This window comes from Enterobacter sp. Taxon_8 (assembly GCF_058354585.1).
Genome location: NZ_CM177989.1, coordinates 2,308,857 through 2,325,584, shown reverse-complemented (window position 1 = coordinate 2,325,584; position 16,728 = coordinate 2,308,857). Strand labels below are relative to the sequence as shown.

The following is a 16,728-nucleotide window of genomic DNA, read 5'->3' as shown; positions in this document are numbered from 1 at the left end:
GTTCCTCAGTGATAGCCTTCAGTATCCGAAACCTTGCCCCGGAACACGTAATAGCTCCAGGCGGTGTATACCAGGATCACCGGAATAATCAGTAACGTCCCGACCAGCATAAACAGCTGGCTGGCAGGCGGAGCTGCGGCCTCCCACAGGGTGATGCGCGGCGGAATAATGTTCGGCCAGAGGCTGATACCCAGCCCGCTGAACCCGAGGAAGATCAGCCCCAGCGTCAGCAGGAAAGGGCGCGCGTGGCTGTCCGGATTGCGGGTCAGGCGCCAGATCAGCACGCTGAAGATCCCGACCAGCAGCGGAACCGGCAGGAACCAGAAGAAGTTGGGCAGGGTAAACCAGCGGTCGGCGACGTACTGCCAGCCGAGCGGCGTCCAGACGCTGACCACCGCGATAACCACCATCAGCGCAAGCAGCACGTGGCGGGTCAGCTCGCGCATGCGCTGTTGCAGCGCGCCTTCGCTTTTCATAATGAGCCAGGTGGTGCCCAGCAGCGTGTAGGCAACGACCAGCCCGATGCCGCAGAAGAGGTTGAAGGGGGTGAGCCAGTCCAGCGCCGAGCCGACATAGCGTCGGCCCTCCACGTCAAAGCCGTTGATCACGGCGCCCACCACCACGCCCTGGCTGAAGGTAGCGAGCAGGGAGCCGCCGGCAAAGGAGTAGTCCCAGAATTTGCGGTGTGAAGGGGTGGCTTTAAATCGGAACTCGAAGGCGACCCCGCGGAAAATGAGGCCGATCAGCATTGCGGTGAGCGGGATCGTCAGCGCATCAATAATGACCGCGTAGGCCAGCGGAAACGCGCCGAAAAGCCCCGCGCCGCCGAGCACCAGCCAGGTCTCGTTGCCGTCCCAGACGGGCGCGACGCTGTTGACCATCACATCGCGCTCTTTCGCATCGCCCACGAAGTTAAACAGCAGGCCAATCCCCAGGTCGAAGCCGTCCATAATGATATACATCAGCGTGGCAAAAACGATGATGGCAAACCAAATCACCGAGATATCGACGCCCATCAGATTCTCTCCTCTTCCGGAACAGACTCCGCGGCTGACAGCGGACGGGCAGGCGTGCCCGAGGTGTTTGACGTCAGCGTATCGACGGGCTGAGGACCTTTCTTAATCAGCCGGATAAGATAAACATAGCCCACGCCAAACACGGATGAGTAGACGACGAAGAACGCCAGCAGGCTGATGCTCATCTGCAGGGTGCTGTGCAGCGATACCGCGTCGATGGTGCGCAGGTAGCCATAGACGACCCACGGCTGACGGCCCACTTCGGTGGTCACCCAGCCGGCGAGCAGCGCCAGCAGCCCGGCAGGCCCCATGCAGAGGGCAAACCAGTGGAACGGACGCGAGTGGTAAAGTCGATGGCGATAGCGCAGCCAGAGGCTGACCAGACCGAGGGTAATCATCAGCAGCCCCATCCCGACCATCACGCGGAACGACCAGAAAACGATGGTCGAGTTTGGGCGATCCTCTTTTGGGAAGTCTTTCAGCGCGGGGACCTGTTTATCCAGACTGTGCGTCAGGATCAGGCTGCCGAGGGCAGGGATCTCCAGACCGTATTTGGTGCGCTCCTCCTCCATATCCGGCAGGCCAAACAGCAGCAGCGGGGTGGCCTCGCCGGGCGGATTTTCCCAGTGCCCCTCAATAGCGGCGATTTTCGCCGGCTGATGCTCAAGCGTGTTCAGGCCGTGCATATCGCCCACCACCGCCTGAATGGGTGCGACCAGCAGCGCCATCCACATCGCCATCGAAAACATGGTGCGAACGGCTGGCGTATCGTTCCCGCGCAGCAGGTGCCAGGCACCCGACGCGCCGACAAACAGCGCGCTGCTCAGGAACGCGGCGATAGCCATATGAATAAGACGGTAAGGGAAGGAGGGGTTAAAAACGATGGCCAGCCAATCCTGCGGAATAACCTGCCCATTTTCGATAGTGAAACCCTGCGGCGTATGCATCCAGCTGTTGGAGGCGAGGATCCAGAAGGTCGACATTAGCGTGCCGAGCGCCACCATGCAGGTCGAAAAGAAGTGCAGCCCCGGGCCGACCTTGTTCCAGCCGAACATCATAACGCCGAGGAATCCGGCCTCCAGGAAGAAGGCGGTTAACACCTCATAGGTCAGAAGCGGGCCGGTAATGCTGCCCGCGAACTGGGAGAACCCGCTCCAGTTGGTGCCAAACTGATACGCCATAACCAGCCCGGAAACGACGCCCATGCCGAAGTTAACGGCAAATATCTTTAGCCAGAAGTGGTATAGCGATCGCCAGACGTCGTTTTTGGTGCGCAGCCACATGCCTTCCAGCACCACCAGATAGCTGGCGAGGCCGATGGTGATCGCGGGAAAAAGGATATGGAACGAGACGGTAAAAGCGAACTGAATTCTGGCCAGATGAAATGCATCGAGTTCGAACATGGTCCGTACCTCTGAGACGATGGGGCACGCGACTTGCCGGGCAGTTCAGGACTGCCCGGCAAACCGATTACGGTTTAGTCTTACCGGCACCCAGCTCGGCACCGGTCAGCGGGTCGGAATGTGGATCGGACTTCGTGCGGGCAGACATCGCCTTAACCAGAGTTGCCTGCTCGGTTGTGAGCGTCACGCTGGCACTGCCATCGCCGCCGTCAACCGCAGGCTGGGGGGACTCAACGTAATCGAAATGTTTATCGCTGTTCCAGCTTCCGCGAACCTCTCCACCTTCAGACATATTGTAGTACTTGTTGGTGAATTCCTCGATTGGCGGCAGTTTTCCCGGCGGGAAATTATTACGGATGGACTGCAGCGCCTTCTCAAAGGAGAGCTGATGCGCCGCCTCACGCGTCATCAGAAACGCCAGCGCGTCCTTAACGCCGGGATCGTCGGTCACGTTGATCAGCCGTTCATAGATGATTTTGGCTCTGGCTTCGGCCGCCACGTTCGAACGCAGATCCGCCGTCGGCTCGCCAATGGTGTCGACGTAGGCCGCCGTCCAGGGCACGCCCGCTGAGTTGGTGAGCGGAGTGCCGCCGCCGTAGAGCAGGGAGGTGATGTGGCTGTCATTCCCGTTTTCGGTCATGGAGCGATACAGCTCGGCCTCATTTTCCACCCCTTCCGCCAGCGCCCCCTTGGCACCTTTATTCAGCATGCCGACCAGGGTGCCGATAATTTCGAGGTGGCTTAACTCCTCGGTTGCGATATCCATCAGCATATCCTTACGGCCCGGATCGTCATCGCTCAACCCTTGCGTAAAGTACCTGCAGGCGGCAGCCAGTTCACCCTGCGGCCCGCCAAATTGTTCCAGTAAAAGGTTGGCAAGGCCGGGATTCGGTTCGGCGACGCGAACCGTGTATTGCAGCTGTTTGACGTGTCGAAACATGCTCACTCTCCTGTGGGTTATTTTTTCGCTTCGACACCCGACGCGTCTGAACGCAGCAGGAACTGTTCCGTCGTTTGCGGGATATGACGAATCAGCCAGTCGGCCATTTCGCGCTCTTCGGCGAGGATCGTCTCAATAGCGGGTATTGAAGCGGTATCGCCCGCTTTTTTCGCCGCCGCGAGCAGGGAGGTATAGCAAGCGATTTCAAACTGTTCAAAAACATAGCCGCTGATTGAGCCCTTCACGATTTCGTCGGAAGGGAACATGCCGCCGATGGATTGTCCCAGCGCCGCCATTTTGCTCATCGAGTCTTTTAAGACCGAACGAGAAATATCATTACGGTCGAGGATTTCCTCCAGCAATGTGATTTGCCGTTTTGTCTCATTAATATGTTGCTCAATTCTGGCGCGAACATCAGGATAATTATCGATACGGCTGGCCATGGATTCCAGCATTGATTCGGCTTGCTTTTCCATTGCATGGGCATCGCGTAGCCAGTCATGGTAGTGTTCTACGTGATTCATCATTGTATCCTCATTAGGGGTTCGCTTATTTGTTCTCACTTTCAGCAGCCTGATCGGCACGTGCGGCACTATAGCCAGATAAATGGCCGACAATATTGGCATAAATACTGATGATAATGACCCATAGCACGCTGTTCTTCCACCATATTACGGAAGGGATAGCGAGAATGAACCATATTATTGCTGCCGCCAAATGGCACCGTTTAATTGTCCTGGGACTGATGCTCATTTTATTTAACCTGTATTATTGCGTCATTTCTGCGCTTTTTGGTTAATATTTCCTACGGCCAGGTCGGTGAGTTTAAGGTCGGTCTCTTTTTCTTCTTCCAGCGTTTCGGCAAGAAGCTTAACGGCTTTTTTATAGCCCAGTTGCTCTGCTAATGTGGCAAGGGTACCGTAGCTGGCAATTTCGTAATGTTCGACTTTTTGCGCGGCGGCAATAAGTGCGGCATCACGTACTTCATTTTTTTCCGTACTTTCGATGACTTCGTTGGCTTCTTCAATTAAGCCTTCCATCGCCACGCACTTCATGCGTTTGATCTTAATACCGTCTTCCTGCTCAACGATTTGGTCAATACGTTCAATCTGGCCCTGCGTCTCTTCCAAGTGGGCGGTAAAAGCAGCGCTCAGCTTCTCGCTGGAGGCGGCGCGGGCAAGCTTGCTTAACGCTCGGGTAAGCTGCTTTTCTGCGCTGTAGGTATCCGACAGAAGATGAATAAAGACATCCTCGACGCTTTTCATATTCATAATAATTACGCTCCGGTAAAATATAGAAAGGGTACTGCGAGCTTTTCAGCCCGCAGCATGCTCTCTGGTTTTATTAAAAGAGTATTAAATAAGATCAGGAGTTATCAGATTTACGGCCTCCGCCGTGACTGCTCTGTCCACCTTTCTTACCCGCTTCAGAAGCGCGTTGCGGATCGTTTTTAAAGTTCCCACCGCTATGCTGGCCACCTTTACGTCCAGCTTCTGATGCTTTTTCACGGTCTTCAGCGAAATTACCGGAACCACCACGATGCTCTGCCATATTAAACCTCATAGTCATATATTGGTTATGCCAGTACGATACGAAAATATTCCGTATCACTCGTCGTTCGAGTAATAACTCTAGTCGCTGTGCGGTATCCGTCAAATGCGTTTTGCTATTTGCGGTTGCGTTATTTTTAAATATTTGTAAATTTACGCTTCGCTTAAAAGGGAAATATGGATAGACAGGAAGGACTTGTAAACAGCCATTCAGATTAATCCTAACTTCGAGCTAAAAATTTGAAAGGTGAGGATAAAAATAATGGCTTACTCGAATTGGTTAATTTGCATTCAGGAGAGACCCCAAAAATACTCCTTTATAGCTAGAAAGCGGAACCCTAAATAATTATAAGTAAAATCCTGGATAAAAGCGTTCAGGTTTAAAGGGCGGTTCCGTTCGGCGCTGTTCAGGGACCAGTAGCACACGGTTTGACCACTGTCGTCTTAAGATCACAATTCAGAAATTCTTCCCCCCGGAAGGAACGGGTTTCTCTACACTCCAGGTAATATTCACTGGAGGCATGACATCATGGCGAACACCATCACGGCTGATGACATTCGGGAACACTTTTCGCAGGCTATGTCGGCGATGTACCAGCAGGAAGTTCCGCAGTACGGCACCTTGCTTGAACTGGTTGCGGACGTAAACCTGACGGTTCTGGAAAATAATCCACTATTACATGAACAACTGGCAAACGCTGATGAGCTTGCGCGCCTGAACGTGGAGCGTCACGGAGCAATTCGCGTTGGCAGTGCGCAAGAACTTTCAACCCTGCGCCGTATGTTTGCCATTATGGGCATGTACCCGGTCAGCTATTACGATCTCTCCCAGGCGGGGGTGCCGGTTCACTCAACGGCGTTTCGCCCGATCGATGATGCGGCGCTGTGCCGTAATCCGTTCCGCATCTTTACGTCGCTGCTGCGCCTTGAGCTGATTGAAAACGTCGCGCTGCGCGAACGTGCGGCGGAAATCCTCTCTCACCGGAACATCTTCACCCCGCGCTGTCTGGCGCTTCTCGATCTGTATGAATCGGAAGGGCAGTTTACTGACGAGCAGGCGCACGAGTTTGTGCAGGAAGCGCTGGAAACCTTCCGCTGGCACCGTCACGCGACGGTCGATCGGGAAACCTATCTTGCGCTGCACAACGAGCACCGGTTGATTGCCGATGTGGTCTGCTTCCCCGGCTGCCACATTAACCACCTCACGCCGCGCACGCTGGATATTGATCGGGTGCAGGAGCTGATGCCGAAGTACGGTATCGAGCCGAAAATTCTGATAGAAGGCCCGCCGCGTCGCGAGGTGCCCGTCCTGCTGCGTCAAACCAGCTTCAAGGCGCTGGAAGAGCCGGTGCTGTTTGCCGGGGAACATAAGGGCACCCACACCGCGCGCTTCGGTGAGATTGAACAGCGCGGCGTGGCGCTGACCCCGAAAGGCCGGGAGCTGTACGATAGCCTGCTTGCCCAGGCAGGCACCGGCAAAGATAACCTGACCCACCAGCTGCATCTGCGCGATATCTTTAGCGCCTTCCCTGACAGCGAACTGTTGATGCGCCGTCAGGAGCTGGCGTATTTCCGCTACCGTCTGACGCCCGCGGGAGAAGCGCATCGCCATGCGTTCCGGCCGGGAGACGATCCGCAACCGCTGATCGAGCGCGGATGGGTGGTTGCCCAGCCGATCACCTACGAAGATTTCCTCCCGGTCAGCGCCGCGGGGATTTTCCAGTCCAATCTCGGGAATGAAACACAGGCCCGCAGCCACGGTAACGCCAGCCGCGATGCGTTTGAAGACGCGCTGGGCTGCCCGGTATATGACGAGTTTACGCTCTACCAGGAGGCTGAAACGCGCAGCAAACAGCGTTGCGGTTTGCTCTGAAATCGTTACTCTGCTGGGGTGTGATGGAAAAAATAAGGTCGTTATGCAAAATCCTTCCGCCCCTGTGGTTGAAACGCGCCAGGGCGCACTTTCTGGTTTAACCGATGAAAATGTCCACGTCTGGTGCGGTATTCCTTATGCTGCACCGCCCGTGGGCGAGTGGCGCTGGCGCTCCCCGCGGCCCCCTGAGCCGTGGGATGGCGTTCGCGAGGCCACCGCCTTTTCGGCCTCAAGCTGGCAAAGCAGCGAATATTGTCAGGAGCTGGGCGGAGGCGATCCCGGTCAGTTCTCGGAAGACTGTCTTTATCTGAACGTCTGGTCCCCCAAAGAGCGCGCCGGGGCGCTTCCGGTTATGGTCTGGCTGCACGGTGGTGGCTTTACCATTGGCGCGGGGGGGTTACCGCCCTATAGCGGTAAAGCGCTGGCTACGCGAGGCGTTGTTGTCGTGACGATCAACTACCGTCTCGGCCATCTCGGCTTTTTCGCCCATCCCGCGTTGGAGGGCGAGGAAGATCGCGTGGTGCATAATTTTGCACTGCTGGATCAGATCGCCGCGCTCGAATGGGTTAGGGACAATATCACCGCATTTGGTGGCGACCCCGCTAACGTGACCCTGTTTGGCGAATCCGCCGGTGCGCGCAGCGTGCTTTCTCTGATGGCCTCGCCGCTGGCGGCAGGATTGTTCCATAAGGCTATTGTGCAAAGCGGGTACACCTTGCCGGACACGCCGCGCGAGCAGGCGCTGCAAAAAGGGGAGGCGCTGGCCGCCCATTTTGGCCTGGAGAAGGCGACTGCTGAGCAGCTGCGCGCCATTCCGCCCGAGGCGTTCTGGCCGTTAACCGCGCCGCTGAACGTCGCACCCGCGCCCATCGTCGGGGACTGCGTTCTGCCCGAAGCGATGCTGGACGTCTTTTTCGCGGCCCGCCAGCATCCCGTACCGGTAATGATTGGGTCGAACAGCGATGAGGCCAGCGTAATGGCGGTGTTTGGCATCGATCTCGCCGGGCAAATCCAGAAGCTCCGCCGGGAGCGGCGCTTCGGACTGGGGCTGATTAAGCTGCTCTATCCTGGCGTCAAAGGCGATGAAGAGCTGGGCAGGCAGGTGTGCCGCGACATGGCGTTCACCACGATGGGCTACGTCGTGATGCAGGCTCAGCAGCGCGTCCGCGGATTGTGCTGGCGTTACTGGTTTGACTATGTCGCGGAAGCGGAACATGCCACCTATATCAACGGTGCCTGGCACGGCAACGAGGTTCCCTATGTCTTTGATACGTTAGGTCAGGTAGAGCCTTCACGTCAGTACGTCAACGAACGGGATCTGCAGTTTGCTGCCCACGTGGCCGATTACTGGGTGAGCTTTGCGCGTGACGCTGGTCCTCGCGAGATCCTGCCAGGGCCGACGCACTGGCCCGCATGCCGTAAAGGCCGGGACGTTTTATTACGCATTGGCGTGAATAAACATGCAGGTTTCAGGCTTGAAAACCGCTTTATGCGCGCCCGGATGAGCCTCTTCAAACGGGTGATGAAGCACCACGTCAGCCTCGATTAAGCAAACAGGCGCGAAACGCCGCCAGTCCATTTTCCTCGCCTGGCGTTTCGCGCAGCACCAGCCGGTAGCTGGCGCCGGTTTTAATGCTTGTCTCATAGGGCCGCATCAGCCTTCCGGCGCGGACATCTTCGGCCACCAGCGTTTCGTCGGCAATGGCCACGCCCAGCCCCTGAATGGCGGCCGTAATCGCGAGATCCATCGTGTCGAAGTGTTGATTTTTGTGCATGGCAAAGCCCGGACCTTCCTGTTTCGTCAGCCACAGCGACCAGTCTGTCTTATCCCTTGTGGGGTGCAGGAACGTCAGCGATCCCAGCGTTGCACCCGCCCGCACCGGGCTTATCACCGGGGTGAGCGCCTCTTCGAACAGCAGGTCGCCTGCGCTCATGTGCGTGCCGAACACGATGGCCGCGTCGTAAGATTCGGTTTTGAAATTGACGTTGTGATCGGTGGTGGTGGTCAGGGCGATCTGCAGATCCGGCTGCTCACGCTCAACCTCCAGCAGGCGCGGCACCAGCCAGCGCATGGCGCAGGTGGGCGCCTTGAGCCGGATCACGGTCTGCTGGCTCCGGGCCCGATCGGCTACGGTCAGCAATTGTTCAAAAGCAGACTGCAGCTCCGGAAGCAGGGCGCTGCCCTGCGAAGAGAGGCGCAGGCCGCGCGCATGGCGTTCAAAAAGCGGAAAGCCAAACCACGCTTCGAGGGACGCGATCTTGCGGCTCACGGCCCCCTGCGTCAGGCAAAGTTCTGCGGCAGCATGGGTCAGATTCAGGTGACGCGCGGTGACTAAAAATGCGTCGATGGCATTGAGCGGGAGCGAACGGCGCGACATGGAAAACCCTCAGCTATGCATTTTTATCATGGCTATTATGACAACAATTCGATTGTCCCGACAACAGAGATGTTGTTTGAATAGTTATGCAATGTCCATGAGAAGGGAAAGAGGATGACTTTACGAACGCCAGTGCAGACGCGCTCCAAACTGCCCGATGTGGGCACCACCATTTTTACCGTTATCGGCCAGCTCTCGGCGCAGCATAACGCGATTAACCTTTCTCAGGGCGCACCGAATTTTTCCTGCGACCCGAAGCTGATTGCGGGCGTCACCCGCGCAATGGAGTCGGGGCATAACCAGTATGCGGCGATGACCGGCCTGCAGCCGCTCAAAGAGCGCATTGCCGATAAAATTGCCACGCTTTACGGCACGCGGTATGACCCGGCCGGCGAGGTCCTGGTGACCGCCAGCGCCAGCGAAGGTCTCTATTCGGCGATTAGCGGGCTGGTGCACCCGGGTGATGAGGTGATTTACTTTGAGCCCTCTTTTGACAGCTACGCGCCGATTGTCCGTCTGCAGGGGGCAACCCCAATTGCCATCAAGCTGACCGTGCCGGATTTTGCCGTCAACTGGGATGAGGTCCGGGCTGCTATCACCCCGCGCACGCGCATGATTATCATCAATACGCCGCACAACCCGAGCGGTCAGGTCTTTTCGGCCAACGATCTGCAGCAGCTGGCGGCGCTGACGCGCAATACTGACATCATTATTTTGTCTGACGAAGTGTATGAACACGTGGTTTTTGACGGTGAGCCGCACCATGGGATGGCTACGCACCCGCAGCTGGCGGAGCGTAGCGTGATTATTTCTTCTTTCGGAAAAACCTATCACGTCACCGGCTGGCGCGTGGGTTACTGTGTTGCACCGGCGGTGCTGATGGACGAGATTTGTAAAGTCCATCAATTTTTAATGTTCTCTGCCGATACGCCAATGCAGCAAGCGTTTGCTGAACATATGGTCGACCCGCAAACCTGGCTGTCGCTGTCGGCGTTTTACCAGCGCAAGCGCGATCTGCTGCAGAGTCTGCTGGCCGATTCGCCGTTCACGCTGCTGCCCAGCGCCGGATCGTTCTTCATGCTGGCGGACTACAGCCAGTTCAGCGACGAGCGCGACAGCGATCTGGTGAAGCGGCTGATCGTTGAGTACGGTGTTGCCACTATTCCGCTGTCGGCGTTTTATGCGGACGGTACGGATAATAAATTGATTCGTCTCTCTTTTGCGAAAGATGAGGCAACGTTACGGGCAGGTGCCCATGCCCTGTGTCGGGTTAAACCACGCTAAGGAGTTTTGAAATGAAATTACGCGCGCTAGTTGTCGGCATGGGATTGCTGTGTACCTTTTCCTCCTTCGCGGCGTCCGAGCTGCGTTACGGTCTGGAAGCCGAATATCCGCCGTTTGAAAGCCGCAATGCGGCAGGCGAACTGAAAGGTTTGACGTTGAGCTGGGGAATGCCATCTGCAAAGCGGCAGCGCTGAAGTGCAGCTGGGTGGAAACCTCGTTTGATGCGCTGATCCCGGGCCTGGTGGCGAAGAAATTCGACGCCATTAACTCGGCGATGAATATCACCGAGCAGCGCCGCAAGAGCATTGATTTTACCCAGCCTATCTACCGTATTCCGTCGCAGCTGGTGGGCAAGGCCGGTACGGCGGTCGAGGCGACGCCTGAAGGGCTGAAGGGGAAAACCATCGGCGTGCTGCAGGGCTCCATTCAGGAAACCTATGCCAAAGAGCACTGGGAAAAGCAGGGTGTCACCGTGGTGTCTTATAAAGATCAGAATATGGCCTGGGGCGATCTGCTGAATGGCCGTATCGACGCCTCGCTGGTCATGTCCGCGGCCGGGCAGGCAGGTTTCCTCAGCAAGCCGCAGGGGAAAGGGTTTGGCTTCATCGGCAAGCCGGTGTCTGACGACACTATCCTCGGCAGTGGGATCGGCTTTGGGTTGCGTAAAGGTGACGAGGCCACCAAAAAGCAGCTTGATGCCGCAATTGATAAAGTACGTGCCGACGGCACGATCGCCAAACTCGCTGATAAGTACTTCCCGGGTATCGATGTCAGCGTAAAATAACCGCCTCATTGGCCCCGGTGAACGATGTCGCGCCGGGGCATTTTTCTACACATTTTCCAGGCTTTCTTTACACCACTTTCGGGCCGTTCTGGTCGACAGAAAATATTTCTCACTTTGTTCATATAATCACCGGCCAACAATTGGATTCTTAACCATTTTTGTTTAGGCTGTGCGTTCTTTCTTGCCGTCATTTCGCCGAGCGCGGAACACATTCACACGACCATAAGGACGTTTTTCCAGGCATGAATCGCAGACGTTTTCTAAAAGGCTCGCTGGCAGTGGCAGCCCTGAGCGGCACATCCGGCCTTGCCTCCCTGTTTTCCAAAGCGGCATACGCCGCCGACTCTGACATTGCTGACGGCCAGAGCCGTCGTTTTGACTTCTCCGTACTGCAATCCATGGCGCATGACCTGGCAAAAACCCCCTGGGGTGGCGCGCCGCGCCCGCTGCCGGAGACGCTGGCCACCATGACGCCGCAGGCGTACAACGCCATCCGCTACGATGAAAAACAGTCTCTGTGGAACAACATTGAAGGGCGTCAGCTGGACGTGCAGTTCTTCCATATGGGAATGGGGTTCCGCCGTCGCGTGCGGATGTTCTCGCTGGACCAGTCGACCTCTATGGCGCGTGAGATCCACTTCCGTCCGGAGCTGTTCAGCTACGCTGAAACGGGCGTGGATACAAAACAGCTGGAAGGGCAAAGCGATCTCGGCTTTGCGGGCTTCCGCGCCTTTAAGGCGCCGGAGCTGGCGCGTCGCGATATCGTCTCCTTCCTGGGCGCGAGCTACTTCCGCGCGGTGGATGACACCTACCAGTACGGCCTTTCCGCCCGCGGTCTGGCGGTAGACACCTTTACCGACACGCCGGAAGAGTTCCCGGACTTTACCTCCTTCTGGTTTGAAACCGTCAAGCCAGGCGACACGACCTTTACCGTTTATACGCTGCTCGACAGCCCGAGCATCACGGGTGCCTATAAATTCGTGATCCACTGCGAGAAGAGCCAGGTGATCATGGAGGTGGAAAACCACCTCTACGCGCGTAAGGACATCAAGCAGCTCGGCATTGCGCCGATGACCAGCATGTTCAGCTGCGGTAATAACGAACGCCGCATGTGTGACACCATTCACCCGCAAATTCATGACTCCGACCGCCTGGCGATGTGGCGCGGCAACGGTGAGTGGATTTGTCGTCCGCTGAACAACCCGCAGAAGCTGCAGTTTAATGCCTATATGGACAAAAACCCGAAAGGGTTCGGTCTGCTGCAGCTCGATCGCGATTTCTCCCACTATCAGGACGTGATGGGGTGGTACAACAAGCGTCCAAGCCTGTGGGTGGAACCGCGTAACGACTGGGGGAAAGGCGCGGTTGGCCTGATGGAGATCCCGACCACCGGTGAAACGCTGGATAACGTGGTCTGCTTCTGGCAGCCGGAAAAAGCAGTCAAAGCGGGCGACGAGCTGGACTTCAAATATCGCCTCTACTGGAGCGCTATGCCGCCGGTGCGTTCTCCGCTGGCCAACGTCTTCGCCACCCGTACCGGCATGGGCGGGTTCCCGGAAGGCTGGGCGCCGGGCGAAAACTACCCGAAAGTATGGGCCCGTCGCTTTGCGATAGATTTTGTCGGCGGCGATCTGAAGGCCGCTGCGCCAAAAGGCATCGAGCCGGTGATTACGCTCTCCAGCGGTGAAGCGAAGCAGGTGGAGATCCTCTACGTTGAACCGTTTGACGGCTATCGAATTCTGTTTGACTGGTACCCGACGTCGGATTCGACGGAGCCGGTGGATATGCGTCTGTTCCTGCGCTGCCAGGGCGACGCCATCAGTGAAACCTGGCTGTACCAGTATTTCCCACCGGCGCCGGATAAACGTAACTACGTTGACGACAGGGTAATGCGTTAACGATCGATTCCCTCTCTCTCCGGGAGAGGGTTAGGGTGAGGGGCAATGACCGTAGTAAAATCCGAAATTATCCCGGTATCTGACGCTCTCGAGCTTCGCGCCGTCGAAGAGCGCTATACCGCCGATCTGCACAATCTCGTCGTCAAAAACAGAATCTTTCTGCAAACCGCCTTTTACTGGGCGCAGCACGTAGGCAGCGAAGAGGATACCCGCCGCAACGTGCAGAGTAACCAGATGCTGCAGCAGCGCGGCTACGCCAAAATGTTTTTGATCTTTAAGGATGATGCGCTGGTTGGCGTACTGTCGTTCAACACGATTGAACCAACCAACAAGGCCGGGTACATCGGCTACTGGCTGGATGAAGCCCACCAGGGGCAGGGTATTCTCTCCCGGTCACTGCAGGCGTTTATGCGCTACTACGCTGAGCGCGGTGAGATCCGTCGTTTTGTGATCAAATGTCGGGTGGCGAATCAGCACAGCAACAGCGTTGCCGTACGCAACGGTTTTACGCTGGAAGGGTGCTTGCGGGAAGCGGAATACCTGAATGGCCGCTTTGAAGACGTGAATATCTACGGCAGGATTTATACCCTATAACGCACCCAGCAGCGGCGTGCGGGTGATGCGCTGGTCGCCGTTAATCACTTTTTCGCCGCGCAGGTGAATGCTCTCGCCGGCAAATGCTTCAATAACCGCATCGCCGGTAATTTCAACCCGATGTTCGATCAGCACATCCCCGCTGATGCGCGCGCGCCCCTGAATCACGACTTTATCATCCAGCATGATCGGCCCGCCGCGCAGCCAGGCCTGACCGCCAATCAGGACGTGATGCTTGATGACACAGTTTCCCTCGACCACGGCATTCTCCGCAATCTGCGAGCTGTAGCGCACCGTTGGGATGGCATCTTCATCAAAGCCGGCAATCACGCGGGCGTTACCATAGACTTTTGCGCAGTCGCACACCCACACGTTGTTGAGTTCGTTTCCCTCGAGGATCGCGTTGTCGAAGACTTCGGCCCGGTGTTCAACAAAGGCAAAATTAACCATCGCCTCGCCGTAGATTTGCGCCTGGTGCACAATCCTCGACTGGATCACCGTTGCCTTATCGTAGATTTGCAGGATCTGTTCATGGTCCGGCGTAAGCCCTTTGGCAGCAATGACCACGCTGTGGTGCAGCACGCGCGCTTCGCCGTAGATATGACACTCGCCCCGCACGCAGGATTGCTGAATGGTGACGTTGTCACTTATTCGCGCCCCGTGGCTGACCTCTGCGCCGTCCAGCCAGCAGCTGTCACCGATACGGGCATCATGGCTCACGACGCACGGCAGGGTAAGACGCGCGTTGCCGGACACGGTCGCTCCGGCGAACACCACGCTGTTTTCATCGTAGATCCAGCAGTGGCCGTCCTGCGCGAGGGCGCGCTCATCGTCAATCCAGCCGCCTCTCGTCCCGACCGTCACGTCGTTAAAGTCCGCCGTGGCGATAATCTGCCGCAGCGTAGTGGCGTGGGTGGTTTCGCCGTTTTTCCATTGCCAGAGGCGGGTCTCGTCGCTAAGGCGATATTTGTTCATCTTTATTTCTCTGATAAGCGTCTTAACTAAACGTAGCAAATTTTTCGATTTTCGAGCGGCTGGCAACCAGACGGTAAACGCCTTAAAATAGCATCCAGGATGCACTTTCACTTTATGAGAACGCAGGAAAACAATGACCGTCGATGAGAATTACTTCACAGAGAAATATGGCTTAACCCGTACCCATTCAGAGGTGCTGTACAGCGCGGAGATTGTGAAGCCCGGTAAAACGCTGGATCTGGGCTGCGGCAACGGCCGTAACAGCCTCTATCTTGCAGCTAACGGCCACGATGTCACCGCGTGGGACAAGAACCCGATGAGCATCGATAATATCGAGCGCATTAAGGCGGAAGAAGGGATCGATAACCTCCACGCGGCGATTAAAGATCTCAACAACCTGAGTTTTGACGGCGAGTACGATTTCATTCTTTCCACCGTGGTGCTGATGTTCCTGGAGTCAAAAACCATCCCGGGTCTTATCGCTAATATGCAGCGCTGCACCAGGCCTGGCGGCTACAACCTGATTGTTGCCGCGATGGACACGGTGGATTACCCGTGCACCGTCGGCTTCCCGTTTGCGTTCAAGAGCGGTGAGCTGAGCAACTACTATGAAGGCTGGGAGTTGCTCAAATACAACGAAGACGTTGGCGAACTGCACCGCACCGATGAAAATGGTAACCGCATCAGGCTGCGCTTTGCCACGATGCTGGCGCGCAAGCCCGCTTAACGGGCGGCCAGCAGGCAGATCTGCAGGGCCGTGTTGTAAGACGCTTCGAACGACGACAGCGGCAGGAATTCAAACTTCGAGTGGAAGTTATGCGCCCCGGTGAAGAAGTTCGGCGTGAGTAGCCCTTTTGCCGAGAGCGCCGCGCCGTCGGTGCCGCCGCGCATCGGCGTCGGTTTCGGCGTGATGCCGAGCGATTCCATCGCCTCGAACATCAGATCGATAGCGCGCCGGTCTTCACCAATCGCATTGCTGATATTGCTGTAGGTATCTTCAATGCGATAGTCCACTCTGGCCGTCGAATATTGGGCGGCAATCAGTGCGGCCACGTCGGCAATCTGCTGCTTGCGCGCGGCAAAGCTCTCCTTGTCAAAGTCGCGGATATTGGCCTTAAGAACGGCCTCGTTCTGTCCGGCCTGAATGCCGTTAAACCAGATATAGCCTTCACGTCCCTCGGTGCACTCCGGCGTTTGCTGGCGGTCAAAATGGCTGATGTAATCAGTCGCCATCAGCAGGGGATTCACCAGCACGCCTTTGGCGGACATTGGGTGCGCCGTCACGCCGGTAAAGCGGATCTCCGCGGCGGCCGCATTAAAATTCTCGTAAACAATTTCACCCAGCTCGCAGCAGTCGATGGTCCAGGCAAAGTCGACGTCGAAGCGCTTAAGATCCAGCGCCTTGGCACCGTTCAGGCCGATCTCTTCGTCAGGCACAAACGCCACGACGATATCCCCATGCCGATGCTCCGCCGTGAGGTTTTCCAGCACCGTCATGACCACCGTGACCGCCGATTTATTATCCGCGCCCAATACGCTGGTTCCGTCGCTGAAAATAATCTCCTCATTCGGATAAGCCAGAATTTCAGGGTGCTCGTTAACCCGCAGCCAGATGTCTTTCTCTTTATTCAGACAGAGATCTTCACCGGTAAACGTTAATATTTGTGGATGAATATCCGGTGAAAGTCCCACGTCGACGGTATCAATATGGGTAATAAAGCCGATGCGCGGCGCACCGGGCACGTTGCCTTTTTTTACCGCCGTCACCGTGGCGAATTCATCAATCACAATGTCGTCTAACCCCAGCTGTGCCAGCTCCTGCGCCAGCTCGCGCGCCATGTCATGCTGGCCCGGCGTTGAGGGCAGGGTTTTGACTTTGGGATCGCTCTGGCTGGTGATCGCGAGATAGCGGAAAAAACGGTGCGTTAATTGTCTGGAAAGCGGCGAGCCCATAGTGATTTATTCCTTATTTATTTTTCAGGTGTTTGCCACATCACTTTAATGTTATTTATGAAATGGCAAAAGAATTAATT

Annotated in this window: 16 protein-coding genes and 1 pseudogene; 7 read left to right on the top strand and 10 right to left on the bottom strand. The window is 56.5% G+C overall.

The genetic code is table 11. The annotated features are described in order from the left end of the window. Nucleotides 1-5 precede the first annotated feature (5 nt). The 7 genes from cydB to AC4IBF_RS10970 form a co-directional block, all read right to left on the bottom strand. Nucleotides 6-1,016 (bottom strand): cytochrome d ubiquinol oxidase subunit II, encoded by a 1,011-nt coding sequence (gene cydB / locus AC4IBF_RS11000; protein ID WP_133294382.1) that lies wholly within the window; start codon nt 1,014-1,016, stop codon nt 6-8. Beyond that, entirely contained in the window at nt 1,016-2,419 is a 1,404-nt protein-coding gene (locus tag AC4IBF_RS10995) for a cytochrome ubiquinol oxidase subunit I (RefSeq protein ID WP_143345098.1), read from the bottom strand. Before AC4IBF_RS10995 ends, cydB begins: the two co-directional genes overlap by 1 nt. Nucleotides 2,420-2,486: 67 nt before the next feature. Further along, entirely contained in the window at nt 2,487-3,359 is an 873-nt protein-coding gene (locus AC4IBF_RS10990) for a manganese catalase family protein (RefSeq protein WP_008502274.1), read from the bottom strand. A gap of 17 nt (nt 3,360-3,376) precedes the next feature. Beyond that, nucleotides 3,377-3,883: a ferritin-like domain-containing protein gene (locus AC4IBF_RS10985; protein WP_014883791.1), complete on the bottom strand. Its 507-nt coding sequence runs from the start codon at nt 3,881-3,883 to the stop codon at nt 3,377-3,379. 25 nt (nt 3,884-3,908) lie between these two features. Further along, nucleotides 3,909-4,112, bottom strand: coding sequence for a hypothetical protein (locus tag AC4IBF_RS10980; RefSeq protein ID WP_111964639.1), 204 nt, complete (start codon nt 4,110-4,112; stop codon nt 3,909-3,911). 23 nt (nt 4,113-4,135) lie between these two features. Beyond that, on the bottom strand, nt 4,136-4,630 hold the full coding sequence (locus AC4IBF_RS10975; protein ID WP_023311678.1) for a YciE/YciF ferroxidase family protein: 495 nt from the start codon (nt 4,628-4,630) through the stop codon (nt 4,136-4,138). A gap of 94 nt (nt 4,631-4,724) precedes the next feature. Then, a complete protein-coding gene (locus AC4IBF_RS10970; protein WP_006684659.1) occupies nt 4,725-4,910 on the bottom strand; it encodes a con-10 family general stress protein in 186 nt (61 codons plus the stop codon). A gap of 528 nt (nt 4,911-5,438) precedes the next feature. On the opposite strand from AC4IBF_RS10970, the gene hglS reads away from it, so the two are divergent. Both hglS and AC4IBF_RS10960 read left to right on the top strand, forming a co-directional pair. After that, complete coding sequence (gene hglS / locus AC4IBF_RS10965; RefSeq protein ID WP_133294385.1) at nt 5,439-6,782, top strand: 2-oxoadipate dioxygenase/decarboxylase HglS; 1,344 nt, start codon at nt 5,439-5,441, stop codon at nt 6,780-6,782. Between the two features lie 43 nt (nt 6,783-6,825). Next, nucleotides 6,826-8,331: a carboxylesterase/lipase family protein gene (locus AC4IBF_RS10960; RefSeq protein ID WP_491462815.1), complete on the top strand. Its 1,506-nt coding sequence runs from the start codon at nt 6,826-6,828 to the stop codon at nt 8,329-8,331. Here AC4IBF_RS10960 and AC4IBF_RS10955 read toward each other — a convergent pair. Beyond that, a complete protein-coding gene (locus AC4IBF_RS10955) occupies nt 8,318-9,160 on the bottom strand; it encodes a LysR family transcriptional regulator (protein ID WP_115875029.1) in 843 nt (280 codons plus the stop codon). The two genes, AC4IBF_RS10960 and AC4IBF_RS10955, sit on opposite strands and share 14 nt — an antisense overlap. 114 nt (nt 9,161-9,274) lie before the next feature. Here AC4IBF_RS10955 and AC4IBF_RS10950 point away from each other — a divergent pair, with 114 nt between their 5' ends. The 4 genes and pseudogenes from AC4IBF_RS10950 (at nt 9,275) to rimL (ending at nt 13,720) form a co-directional block, all read left to right on the top strand. Next, a complete protein-coding gene (locus AC4IBF_RS10950) occupies nt 9,275-10,444 on the top strand; it encodes a pyridoxal phosphate-dependent aminotransferase (protein WP_491462814.1) in 1,170 nt (389 codons plus the stop codon). 11 nt (nt 10,445-10,455) lie between these two features. After that, a pseudogene (locus tag AC4IBF_RS10945) lies at nt 10,456-11,228 on the top strand (transporter substrate-binding domain-containing protein). Between the two features lie 242 nt (nt 11,229-11,470). After that, a complete protein-coding gene (locus tag AC4IBF_RS10940; protein ID WP_491462813.1) occupies nt 11,471-13,126 on the top strand; it encodes a glucan biosynthesis protein D in 1,656 nt (551 codons plus the stop codon). Nucleotides 13,127-13,171: 45 nt separating this feature from the next. Then, nucleotides 13,172-13,720, top strand: coding sequence for a 50S ribosomal protein L7/L12-serine acetyltransferase (gene rimL, locus AC4IBF_RS10935; RefSeq protein WP_491462812.1), 549 nt, complete (start codon nt 13,172-13,174; stop codon nt 13,718-13,720). On the opposite strand, the gene ydcK is transcribed toward rimL, so the two are convergent. After that, nucleotides 13,715-14,695, bottom strand: coding sequence for a YdcK family protein (gene ydcK / locus AC4IBF_RS10930; RefSeq protein WP_367897287.1), 981 nt, complete (start codon nt 14,693-14,695; stop codon nt 13,715-13,717). The genes rimL and ydcK overlap by 6 nt on opposite strands. Nucleotides 14,696-14,828: 133 nt before the next feature. On the opposite strand from ydcK, the gene tehB reads away from it, so the two are divergent. Then, complete coding sequence (gene tehB / locus AC4IBF_RS10925; RefSeq protein WP_133294392.1) at nt 14,829-15,422, top strand: tellurite resistance methyltransferase TehB; 594 nt, start codon at nt 14,829-14,831, stop codon at nt 15,420-15,422. Here tehB and pepT read toward each other — a convergent pair. Further along, a complete protein-coding gene (pepT, locus tag AC4IBF_RS10920) occupies nt 15,419-16,648 on the bottom strand; it encodes a peptidase T (RefSeq protein WP_133294393.1) in 1,230 nt (409 codons plus the stop codon). The genes tehB and pepT overlap by 4 nt on opposite strands. Nucleotides 16,649-16,728 lie beyond the last annotated feature (80 nt).

What these genes read in the sequence shown, in the direction of transcription:
- cydB (WP_133294382.1), bottom strand. Translation starts at nt 1,016, where the DNA reads ATGGGCGTCGATATCTCGGTGATTTGGTTTGCCATCATCGTTTTTGCC.
- AC4IBF_RS10995 (WP_143345098.1), bottom strand. Translation starts at nt 2,419, where the DNA reads ATGTTCGAACTCGATGCATTTCATCTGGCCAGAATTCAGTTCGCTTTT.
- AC4IBF_RS10990 (WP_008502274.1), bottom strand. Translation starts at nt 3,359, where the DNA reads ATGTTTCGACACGTCAAACAGCTGCAATACACGGTTCGCGTCGCCGAA.
- AC4IBF_RS10985 (WP_014883791.1), bottom strand. Translation starts at nt 3,883, where the DNA reads ATGAATCACGTAGAACACTACCATGACTGGCTACGCGATGCCCATGCA.
- AC4IBF_RS10980 (WP_111964639.1), bottom strand. Translation starts at nt 4,112, where the DNA reads ATGAGCATCAGTCCCAGGACAATTAAACGGTGCCATTTGGCGGCAGCA.
- AC4IBF_RS10975 (WP_023311678.1), bottom strand. Translation starts at nt 4,630, where the DNA reads ATGAATATGAAAAGCGTCGAGGATGTCTTTATTCATCTTCTGTCGGAT.
- AC4IBF_RS10970 (WP_006684659.1), bottom strand. Translation starts at nt 4,910, where the DNA reads ATGGCAGAGCATCGTGGTGGTTCCGGTAATTTCGCTGAAGACCGTGAA.
- hglS (WP_133294385.1), top strand. Translation starts at nt 5,439, where the DNA reads ATGGCGAACACCATCACGGCTGATGACATTCGGGAACACTTTTCGCAG.
- AC4IBF_RS10960 (WP_491462815.1), top strand. Translation starts at nt 6,826, where the DNA reads ATGCAAAATCCTTCCGCCCCTGTGGTTGAAACGCGCCAGGGCGCACTT.
- AC4IBF_RS10955 (WP_115875029.1), bottom strand. Translation starts at nt 9,160, where the DNA reads ATGTCGCGCCGTTCGCTCCCGCTCAATGCCATCGACGCATTTTTAGTC.
- AC4IBF_RS10950 (WP_491462814.1), top strand. Translation starts at nt 9,275, where the DNA reads ATGACTTTACGAACGCCAGTGCAGACGCGCTCCAAACTGCCCGATGTG.
- AC4IBF_RS10940 (WP_491462813.1), top strand. Translation starts at nt 11,471, where the DNA reads ATGAATCGCAGACGTTTTCTAAAAGGCTCGCTGGCAGTGGCAGCCCTG.
- rimL (WP_491462812.1), top strand. Translation starts at nt 13,172, where the DNA reads ATGACCGTAGTAAAATCCGAAATTATCCCGGTATCTGACGCTCTCGAG.
- ydcK (WP_367897287.1), bottom strand. Translation starts at nt 14,695, where the DNA reads ATGAACAAATATCGCCTTAGCGACGAGACCCGCCTCTGGCAATGGAAA.
- tehB (WP_133294392.1), top strand. Translation starts at nt 14,829, where the DNA reads ATGACCGTCGATGAGAATTACTTCACAGAGAAATATGGCTTAACCCGT.
- pepT (WP_133294393.1), bottom strand. Translation starts at nt 16,648, where the DNA reads ATGGGCTCGCCGCTTTCCAGACAATTAACGCACCGTTTTTTCCGCTAT.